The following is an 8,891-nucleotide window of genomic DNA, read 5'->3' as shown; positions in this document are numbered from 1 at the left end:
GAAGGCCGTCCGGCTTTTGGGCCGCGTGGACAAGTTCGGAATGTCGGGAAATGGCCAATCCAAGACATTCCCCTCCCGCMKGCGGGAGGGGGCTAGGGGGTGGGCTGGCGCGACATCAGCGGGGATTTTCAACGGCTGAGCTGGAAGCTCGCTGCGCTCGCGCCCACCCCTAACCCCTCCCGCCTGCGGGAGGGGAATGTCTTGGATTGGCCATTTCCCGACATTCCGAACTTGTCCACGCGGCCCAAAAGCCGGACGGCCTTCGGCTATTTGAAGCTCGCGATGCATTCGATCTCCAGCGGCGCGCCCATCGCCAGCCCGTCCGCGCCGAACGCGCTTCGGGCGGGCAGCCGCTTGCCCTGGAAATAGCTGACATAGGTGCCGTTGAATCGTGGCCAATCCGCCATGTCGTCCAGCATCACCGTGCATTTGACGACATGGCCGAAGTCGAGGCCATTGTCCTTCAGGATCTTGCCGATGGAATCCATGGAATTGCGGACCGCGGCATCGAAGCCCTCCTTATGGGGGTCCATGCCATCCGGCACCCGGCCGATCTGGCCGGAAAGATACAGGGTATCGCCTGCCCGCACGGCAGGGGAGAAGGGAGGCTGCTGCGCGGCCAGCGGCGTGGCGCCAACAGCCAGGACCAGGGCGAACCATTTCTTCATATGCCTATTTCCCCGATGCAAAAAGGGCCGGTCCTTTGGCGGACCGGCCCTTCCTTCGTGACGCTTTAGAATTTGAAGTCGAGCCGGGCGTAATAATAGCCGCCCGCCGAGCCATAGGGCCCATGGCCATAATAGCCATTCCAGGATGTCGAGCCATTTTCATAGGGTGACTGGCCTGGGAGTACGGTGACGCCGCTCAGCAGCTTGGGCTTTTCCGGGCGCTTGTCGAACAGGTTGTTCGCGCCTATCGAGAATGTCACGAAATCTGTGAAGTCATAACCCAACTCCAGATCGGTTATGCCCGTCGCCTTGACCACGCCGTCGCGTTCCAGCGGCTGGCCGTTCATTGCGGCCGCCGTCAGAGCTGAACGGACGAGGATACTGGTCTTGCCGTAGAAGGTCTGGCGAAGGTTGGCGGAGAAGGGGCCGCTGGAGAAATTCAGGCCTGCCACGATCTTATATTCGGGCGAGGCGTCCTCAATATAACTTTCGGACTGGGCGCTGAACAAGGCGCGGTTCTTGTTGTCGGTGATCTTCGTCCTGTTGTAGTTGGCGTTCAGCGACAGGTCGAGCTTGCCGAAGTCGAGTGCCACCGGGTAATGGGCGGCGAAATCGACGCCATAGGTTTCCGTGTCGATCAGGTTGGTGAAGCTTGCCACGCCCAGCGTTTGCAATCCGGTGTCGAGCACCAGCCCGGTAGAGGCGATAGCAGCCAAGATATTCTCCGCGCCCGGCACTGGCTGGCCGCCTTGGATGGCGGGCAACGATGCGGTGGCGGAGATGCGGTCCTTGATCTTGATATAATAGCCGTCGATGGTGATCGCCAGTTTCGGCACCGGGCGCAGCACGATGCCGGCCGAGAAGTTGGTCGACTTTTCCGGGCGCAGCGCGTTGAAGCCCAGCAGCGTCGCGGCGGGCGAACCCGCCGGAAGCTGAAGGACGGCGCTGGTCGGGCCGACGTTTACGGTCGAATAGAAGGATTCGGCCAGTGTCGGTGCACGGAAACCGGTGCTGGCGGTGCCGCGGACCGCAAAGGCGTCCGAGAAGTCGTAGCGCGTGGTGATCTTGCCGATCTTCGTATCGCCGAAGTCGGTATAATCTTCATATCGGCCGGCAAGATCGACCGTCCAGCCTTCGACCGGGGTGGCGATCAGGTTGACATAGACCGCCTTGGAACTGCGGTCGTGCTTGCCAGCATCGACATCCTTGTAGCCTGGAAAGGACTGAACGCCCTCCTTGTAGGTGGAGGCGAAGTCGCCCGCGACGATCTCATAGGTGTCACGGCGATATTCGCCGCCGAACGCCAAGGTCAGCGGCCCCGCCATGCCGACGTCGAACTCCTTGCGGATGTCCAGCGTGTTGGTCAACTGGCTCAGCTTGAACCCGCCGTCATAGGCGTCGGTTACGGTGCTGGGTGTTTCGGTGGACCCGGGCTGGAGAGAGCGCAGATAAGACTCGATCCAAAGTGCGCGGTGCGCAGAATCGATCGTCCAGATCTTGTTCTGGTCCGATCCGTAGGTTGTGCTGACGTCGTAGTTCCAGCCCGAAGCCTCACCTTTCACACCGATCGTGAAGCTATATTCTTTCTGTTCCACCTTTTGCTGCGGCACCATGCCGAAGGTGCCGGTATCACCGAAGCAGGTCGACAGGTCGGTCGGGCTGGCGCAGATGCGGTTCGGTGGGCGATAGCCCTGCTTGGCATAGCCCACGCGCCGGGACACGTCTCCGAAGCTGTAGAGTTCTATGCCGCCGAAATCATAACCCATATTATAGAAAAGTAGGTTGAGCTGCGATTTGGCCTGGCCGCCATTGATGCCGTTGAGGTCTAGGTCTGCCCAGGCAGGGTCGTAATAATTGTTGGTCGAGCCGAACCGACCGGCGTAGGTGCCCGCGCTGTTCACATACGGATTGCCATTTATGTCGGACATAGTGACCTGCCCGGTGCCGGTCGTCGTGTAGCTTTGGCGGCGGTGAAATCCGGTCAGGTTGAAATAGCCGTCCTCACCGAGTTTGAAGCCGACATTGCCGGAAGCAGAGAAAAGCTCGCCTTCGCTATTATAATATTGGCCGCCCGTCACCTTGAACGTGCCGCCTTCCGTCTTGTCCTTTAGGATCATGTTGATGGCGCCGGCGATCGCGTCGGTGCCGTAGACTGCGGCGGCGCCGTCCTGCAACACTTCAATTCGGGAGACCGCGTCTGGCGGGATCAGGTCAATACTGGGCGCCGCGGAGCCCTGGAACGGGCCTGCTATGACTTGAAGGATGGCTGACCCGTGACGGCGCTTGCCATTCACCATGACCAGCGTGTGGTTGGGACTGAGGCCTCGCAGGCGAGCCGACAGTGAGAAGTTCGACATGTCGGTACCCTGCGTCTGAGCAGTGAACGACGGTACCATCTGGGTCAGCGCTTGGTTGAGGTTTGGCTGGCCAACATGGCTCAGCGCTTCTTCGCTGAACACCTGGATCGGCGCGGCGCTTTCGGCCGCCTGCATGCCGACGGCGCGGGTGCCGGTAACGATGATGGCGGCGCCATCATCGGCTTGCGCGGTCTGCGCCTCCTGCGCCATCGCACAGGCCGACCAGGACGAGGCCAGCACCAATGAAAGGCGAAGAGCGGATAATCTTGTCATCTATGCCCCCTGTTTTGCATTTATCCATGACAGGGGGATCAACGAACTTTTAGGATGAAACCTCTACCGCATCGCACAAAAAATAGAAAAATTAAATATTTCTTCTTTATTTCTGGGAGGAAAATCAGACCAGATTGCGACGCCATGAGGTAGAATGGCAATTGATTAGGGTGCACGTGGCGCGGCGCATTTTGCAAGCAGCGCACATGGCGGATTTTTGACGGAAGTTCGTTTCAGGGAAACCTTGCCTCTGTTCGTCATGCCGAACCTATCGACATGACGAGTGGAGAGGGGGAGCAGGGGATCAGCTCGCCATCGCCGCTTCGATCAGCGCGCGGCCTTCCCGGCTGGCCCAATCCATCGCGCCGACCACCCGGACCATTTCCTTGCCCTGCGCATCATAGATGACGGTCGTCGGCAGCATGCCGGTGTTGTAGTGGAAGCCGAACTGGTTTTCCGGGTCGATCCAGCCCTTCAGATGGGGCAGGGGATGTTTCTCGAAGAAGGGCTTGATCACCGTCTCCCCCTGACTGTCCTGGGAGATGGTGAGGACGGCGAGCCCCTTCCTGCCATAATCCGCCGCCACTGCATCCAGCGTCGGCATTTCCGCCACGCAGGGCGCGCACCAGGTCGCCCAGAGGTTGACCAGCACCGGCTTGCCCGCGAAATCCTTGAGGCTGGCATCGCTGCCGTCCGGATTCTGGAAGGTGAAATCGGGGGCAGGGGTTCCGGCCTTCGACCTGTCGAGCGTGTAGCTGAACGCGCCTTTCCCGCTTTGCGCCGGTCCCGTCGCCTCGCCGCTGGTGGCGTTCTGGCCTTGCCCGGCGGGCGGGGATTGCTTATCGCACGCGCCAAGGCCGGCCAGCAGGAGCAGTGTCATTACGCAGCGTAAGGATGATCGCACGGGGAAAAGCTCCAACAGCATGTGGGGCGGACGCTTCGCGGCCGGTCCGGCTTCGGTCATGCGGGAGATAAATGCGTCGATCCCGTTCGACAAGCGCCTGTGGAAGCAGGACATCGCCGGGTCCAAGGCCCATGTCGCGATGCTCGCCAAACAGGGCATCGTCGACGGAGAGGACGCGCAGGCGATCACCGAGGGGCTGAACCGCATCGCCGCCGAATATGAAGCCGACGGCGTGCCGGTCGATCTGGACCTGGAAGACATCCACATGGTCACGGAGTCGCGGCTGGCCGAACTGATCGGTCCGGCGGCGGGACGGCTGCACACGGCGCGCTCGCGCAACGATCAGGTGGCGACCGATTTCCGCCTCTGGGTGCGCGACGCCATCGATGAGGTGGAGGCGGGCCTGCAGGGCCTGTCCGCCATGCTGCTCACCCGCGCAGAGGAGCATGCCGATGCGGTGATGCCCGGCTTCACCCATCTCCAGTCCGCGCAGCCGGTGACGCTCGGTCATCACCTGATGGCCTATCATGAGATGGTCCGCCGCGACCGCAGCCGCTTCGCCGACGCGCGGGAGCGGCTGAACGAGTGCCCGCTGGGCGCGGCGGCGCTGGCTGGGACGGGCTTCCCCATCGACCGGCATGCGACGGCGGCGGCGCTCGGTTTCGCCAAGCCGACCGACAACAGCCTCGACAGCGTGTCGGACCGCGACTTCGCGCTCGATTATCTGATGGCTGCGACCCAGTGCAGCCTGCACCTCTCGCGTCTGGCCGAGGAATTCATCATCTGGGCTAGCCAGCCCTTCGGCTTCGTGAAATTGCCCGACGCCTATTCGACCGGCAGCTCGATCATGCCGCAGAAGCGCAATCCCGACGCAGCCGAACTGGTGCGCGGCCATGCCGGGCGGATCATGGGCTGCATGAATGCGCTCTGCGTCACGATGAAGGGCCTGCCGCTCGCTTATTCGAAGGACATGCAGGACGACAAGCCGCCGGTGTTCGAGGCGCATGACCTGCTGGGCCTGTCCATCGCGGCGATCACCGGCATGATCGAGACGGTGACGTTCCGCACCGACCGGATGCGCGGCCTGGCGGAAAGCGGTTTCGCGACTGCCACCGACCTTGCCGACTGGCTGGTGCGGGAGGGCGACATTCCCTTCCGCGAGGCGCATCATATCACGGGCCGCGCGGTCGCGGCGGCGGAGGCGGCGGGCGTGCAGCTTGCCGATCTGCCGCTGGAAACGCTCAAGGCCATTGATGCGCGGATCGATGAGCGTATCTATGCGGTGCTGACGGTCGACGCCTCGGTCGCCAGCCGCAGGAGCCATGGCGGCACCGCGCCCGATCAGGTGCGTGCGCGGATCGCTGAGGCCCGGAACGACGCGAAAGGGCAGAAGAAGTGATGACGGCACGGATCGCCAAGGGAGTTGCGCTGGCGGCGCTTGCGCTGGCCTTGGCGTCCTGCGGCGGTCGCCAGCCGCTGAAACCAGTGCAGGGGCAGCGCCTGCCCGCCGTGCCGGTGGGGGCGGCGACGGCGCCCACCGCCGCGCAGCTCACCACGCCCACGATCCAGGCGCGGCCGGAACGGAACGTCGAACTGCTGACCCAATCGAAGGTGCGCGGCGACGACCCGTTCGACCTGCCGCCCGAAAGCGACCCCCGCTGATTTTGGCGCTCAGATTCTAGGATAGACTGACTTGGACCATTTTACCTATGTCGACGGCGCGATGCTGGTGGAGCAGGTGCCGATGGCGGAGATCGCCGCGCAGGTCGGCACGCCCGTCTACATCTATTCGACCGCGACCCTGACCCGCCATGTCGGCGTGTTCCGCGAAGGACTGTCGCAGCTCCATGATCCGCTGATCGCCTTCGCGGTGAAGGCCAATCCCAACGCCGCCGTGCTGGCGACGCTGGCGAAGCTGGGCCTCGGCGCCGACGTCGTGTCGGTGGGCGAATTGCTGCGCGCCATGGCGGCGGGCATTCCGGCGGACCGCATCGTCTTTTCGGGCGTCGGCAAGACGGCCGACGAAATGCGCATCGCGCTGGAAAAGGGCATCTACCAGTTCAATCTGGAAAGTGAGCCCGAAGCGGAAATGCTCTCCGAAGTGGCCCTGTCGATGGGGAAGAGGGCGCCGGTCGCCTATCGCATCAACCCCGATGTCGACGCGGGAACCCATGCCAAGATCTCGACCGGCAAGTCGGAAAACAAGTTCGGCATCCCCTATGACCGGGCGCTGGCCAGCTATGCCGCGGCGCGCGACCTCCCCGGCCTCGACGTGCAGGGCGTGGCGGTGCATATCGGCAGCCAGCTCACCGATCTCGCGCCCCTGGAAGCCGCCTTCGCCAAGGTCGGCGCGCTGATCGAAAGGCTGCGCGGCGAAGGCCATGACATCCGCACCGCCGATCTCGGCGGCGGGCTGGGCGTGCCCTATGATCCCTCGCAGCCGCTGCCGCCCAGCCCCGCCGACTATGGCGCGATGGTGACGAAGGTGACGCAGGGCTGGAACGTCCGCCTGATGTTCGAGCCGGGCCGCCTGATCGTCGGCAATGCGGGCGTGCTGCTGTCGCAGGTGGTGCGGGTGAAGCAGGGCGCGCAGGCCCCCTTCGTGATCGTCGACGCGGCGATGAACGACCTGCTGCGGCCCAGCCTCTACGACGCCTGGCACGACATCCGCGCCGTGCAACCGAAGGGCGAGCGCGCCGCCGCCAATGTGGTGGGCCCGGTGTGCGAGACGGGCGACACCTTCGCCATGCACCGCGACATGGATGTGGTGGGGGCGGGCGATCTGGTCGCCTTCATGACCGCCGGGGCCTATGGGGCGACCATGGCGAGCACCTATAACAGCCGCGCGCTGACGCCCGAAGTGCTGGTGTCGGGCGACAAATGGGCCGTTGTCCGCGCCCGTCCGCCGGTCGAGGCGCTGATCGAGGGAGACAGCATTCCGGCCTGGGTAGCGTCGAAGGATGTGCAGGACTGATGCACAGCCTGCCCGTCTTCCTGCGGTTGCAAGGGCGGGCCGTCATCCTGACCGGCGAAGGGGAGGCGGCGGACGCCAAGCGGCGCCTGCTCGAACGGGCGGGCGCGCGGATCGTGGGCGAGGCGGCTGAGGCCACGCTCGCCATCGTCTCGGATGGCGATGCGGCGACCGTGCAGCGGCTCCGGGCCCGGGGCATATTGGTGAACGCGACCGACAGGCCGGAACTTTGCGACTTCACCCTGCCCGCCATTGTCGACCGGGAGCCGGTGCTGATCGCCATCGGCACGGGCGGCGCTTCGGCGGGTCTCGCCAAGGCGCTCAGGCAGCGCATCGAAGCTTTGCTGCCGGCCCGTCTGGGGCTGCTGGCGACGGCGCTTCACGATGCGCGCGCCGCGATCCGCCAGCGCTGGCCCGATGCCGCGGCAAGACGGCGGGCGATCGACGCCGGCCTTGCCGTGCGCGGGCCGATCGATCCGCTGTCCGATAAAGCCGTGGACGCCGTGCCGCACTGGCTTTCCGAAGGGGCCGGGCTCGGGACCGGGGCCGACAGGCTGGAAAACATCCGGCTGCTGTCGGGCGATCCCGACGATCTCAGCCTGCGCGCCGCCCGCCTGCTGGGCGAGGCGGATCGCGTCTATCACGCGCCGGACGTGCCTGCCGCGATACTGGACCGGGCGCGGGCCGATGCCGTGCGCATCTTGGCAGACGCGCCGCCCGACGATCCGGGGGCAGGCCTGTCGCTCTGGATGGAGATGACGCCATAAGCCGGGTCTTCCTCTTCGACGGCGCTCGGGCGCAGGAAATCTCGCTCGACGATTTTTGCGCGCGGACGCAGGACGCGCCGTTCAGTTGGGTCCATGCCGATGGCTGGAAGGAGGATGCCCGCCACGTCGCGTCCCGCTGCGACCATATGCCCGAAGCGGCGCTGTCCGCGCTGCTGGCGCAGGAGACCCGGCCGCGCTGCACGCTGATGGCCCATGGCGCGCTGGTGAACCTGCGCGGGCTTGGCGCGGCGGATGACGATGGGGGTGACCCGCTGGTGTCGATCCGCCTCTGGGCCGAAGAGGCGCGGGTCATTTCCGTCAGCTATCGGCCGCTCGCGGCGATGGAGCCCGTCATGCAGCAGATGCTGCGCGGTCTGATCCGCGATCCGGGCGACCTGATCGCCGCCTTCGCGCAGCAGATCACCGAAGCGCTCGACCCGGAAGTCGCCGAACTGGGCGACGGCTTGGACGAGATCGAAAGCGCGCTGACCGAACATGGCCCGGCGGAGGCGCGGCGGCGCGTGTCGGAAATCCGCGCGACGGCGATCGGCTATCGCCGCTTCATCGCGCCGCAGCGGCAGGCATTGGAAAGACTGTCCGCCGCCGATGCGCCATGGCTGGAACCCGACGACCGGTTGCACCTCCAGGAAGCGGCGGACCGCTGCGCCCGCATGGCGGAGGAGCTGGAAGCGGTGCGCGAACGGTCGGCGCTCGCCCATGAAGAACTGACCGACCTGCGCGCGGAGCAGATGAACCGGCAGGCGCTGATCATCTCGGTCGTGGCGCTGGTGTTCCTGCCGCTGACCTTCCTGACCGGGCTGCTGGGGATGAATGTGGACGGCATACCCTATGCCCATGAACCCTGGGCCTTTTGGGGCGTGGTCGGTGTGTGCATGGCCATGGCGGCCGGCATTGCCGGCTGGTTCGCGGCGACCCAGTGGCTGAAGTGAT

At 64.9% G+C, this 8,891-nt stretch carries 8 protein-coding genes; 5 read left to right on the top strand and 3 right to left on the bottom strand.

Annotated features, from left to right (window positions below; all coding sequences use genetic code 11):
- Positions 1 to 266: 266 nt before the first annotated feature.
- From A0J57_RS21920 to A0J57_RS21910, 3 genes are all read right to left on the bottom strand, one after another.
- Positions 267 to 668 carry a RidA family protein gene (locus tag A0J57_RS21920; protein ID WP_025547061.1) on the bottom strand — a complete coding sequence of 134 codons (402 nt, stop codon included), beginning with the start codon at positions 666 to 668 and terminating at the stop codon, positions 267 to 269.
- 65 nt (positions 669 to 733) lie between these two features.
- Positions 734 to 3,298 (bottom strand): TonB-dependent siderophore receptor, encoded by a 2,565-nt coding sequence (locus tag A0J57_RS21915; RefSeq protein WP_061939673.1) that lies wholly within the window; start codon positions 3,296 to 3,298, stop codon positions 734 to 736.
- 304 nt (positions 3,299 to 3,602) lie between these two features.
- Positions 3,603 to 4,178 carry a TlpA disulfide reductase family protein gene (locus tag A0J57_RS21910; protein WP_025547057.1) on the bottom strand — a complete coding sequence of 192 codons (576 nt, stop codon included), beginning with the start codon at positions 4,176 to 4,178 and terminating at the stop codon, positions 3,603 to 3,605.
- Between the two features lie 43 nt (positions 4,179 to 4,221).
- On the opposite strand from A0J57_RS21910, the gene argH reads away from it, so the two are divergent.
- From argH to A0J57_RS21885, 5 genes are read left to right on the top strand one after another with little or no spacing between them, the layout of a single operon-like run.
- Positions 4,222 to 5,601 (top strand): argininosuccinate lyase, encoded by a 1,380-nt coding sequence (gene argH, locus A0J57_RS21905; protein WP_061939671.1) that lies wholly within the window; start codon positions 4,222 to 4,224, stop codon positions 5,599 to 5,601.
- The gene (locus A0J57_RS21900; protein ID WP_025547053.1) at positions 5,601 to 5,864 is read left to right on the top strand and encodes a hypothetical protein; all 264 of its coding nucleotides are present in this window, start codon (positions 5,601 to 5,603) and stop codon (positions 5,862 to 5,864) included. Before argH ends, A0J57_RS21900 begins: the two co-directional genes overlap by 1 nt.
- A 31-nt stretch (positions 5,865 to 5,895) precedes the next feature.
- Positions 5,896 to 7,176: a diaminopimelate decarboxylase gene (lysA, locus tag A0J57_RS21895; protein WP_025547052.1), complete on the top strand. Its 1,281-nt coding sequence runs from the start codon at positions 5,896 to 5,898 to the stop codon at positions 7,174 to 7,176.
- Positions 7,176 to 7,940 carry a bifunctional precorrin-2 dehydrogenase/sirohydrochlorin ferrochelatase gene (locus A0J57_RS21890; protein ID WP_061939669.1) on the top strand — a complete coding sequence of 255 codons (765 nt, stop codon included), beginning with the start codon at positions 7,176 to 7,178 and terminating at the stop codon, positions 7,938 to 7,940. Before lysA ends, A0J57_RS21890 begins: the two co-directional genes overlap by 1 nt.
- Positions 7,919 to 8,890, top strand: coding sequence for a zinc transporter ZntB (locus A0J57_RS21885; RefSeq protein ID WP_328587049.1), 972 nt, complete (start codon positions 7,919 to 7,921; stop codon positions 8,888 to 8,890). The genes A0J57_RS21890 and A0J57_RS21885 overlap by 22 nt, the downstream gene beginning before the upstream one ends.
- Position 8,891 lies beyond the last annotated feature (1 nt).

Source organism: Sphingobium sp. 22B (genome assembly GCF_001580035.1).
Lineage (GTDB): Bacteria > Pseudomonadota > Alphaproteobacteria > Sphingomonadales > Sphingomonadaceae > Sphingobium > Sphingobium fuliginis.
The sequence above is the reverse complement of the archived record's forward strand: the minus strand, read 5'-3'. Positions and strand labels throughout refer to the sequence as shown.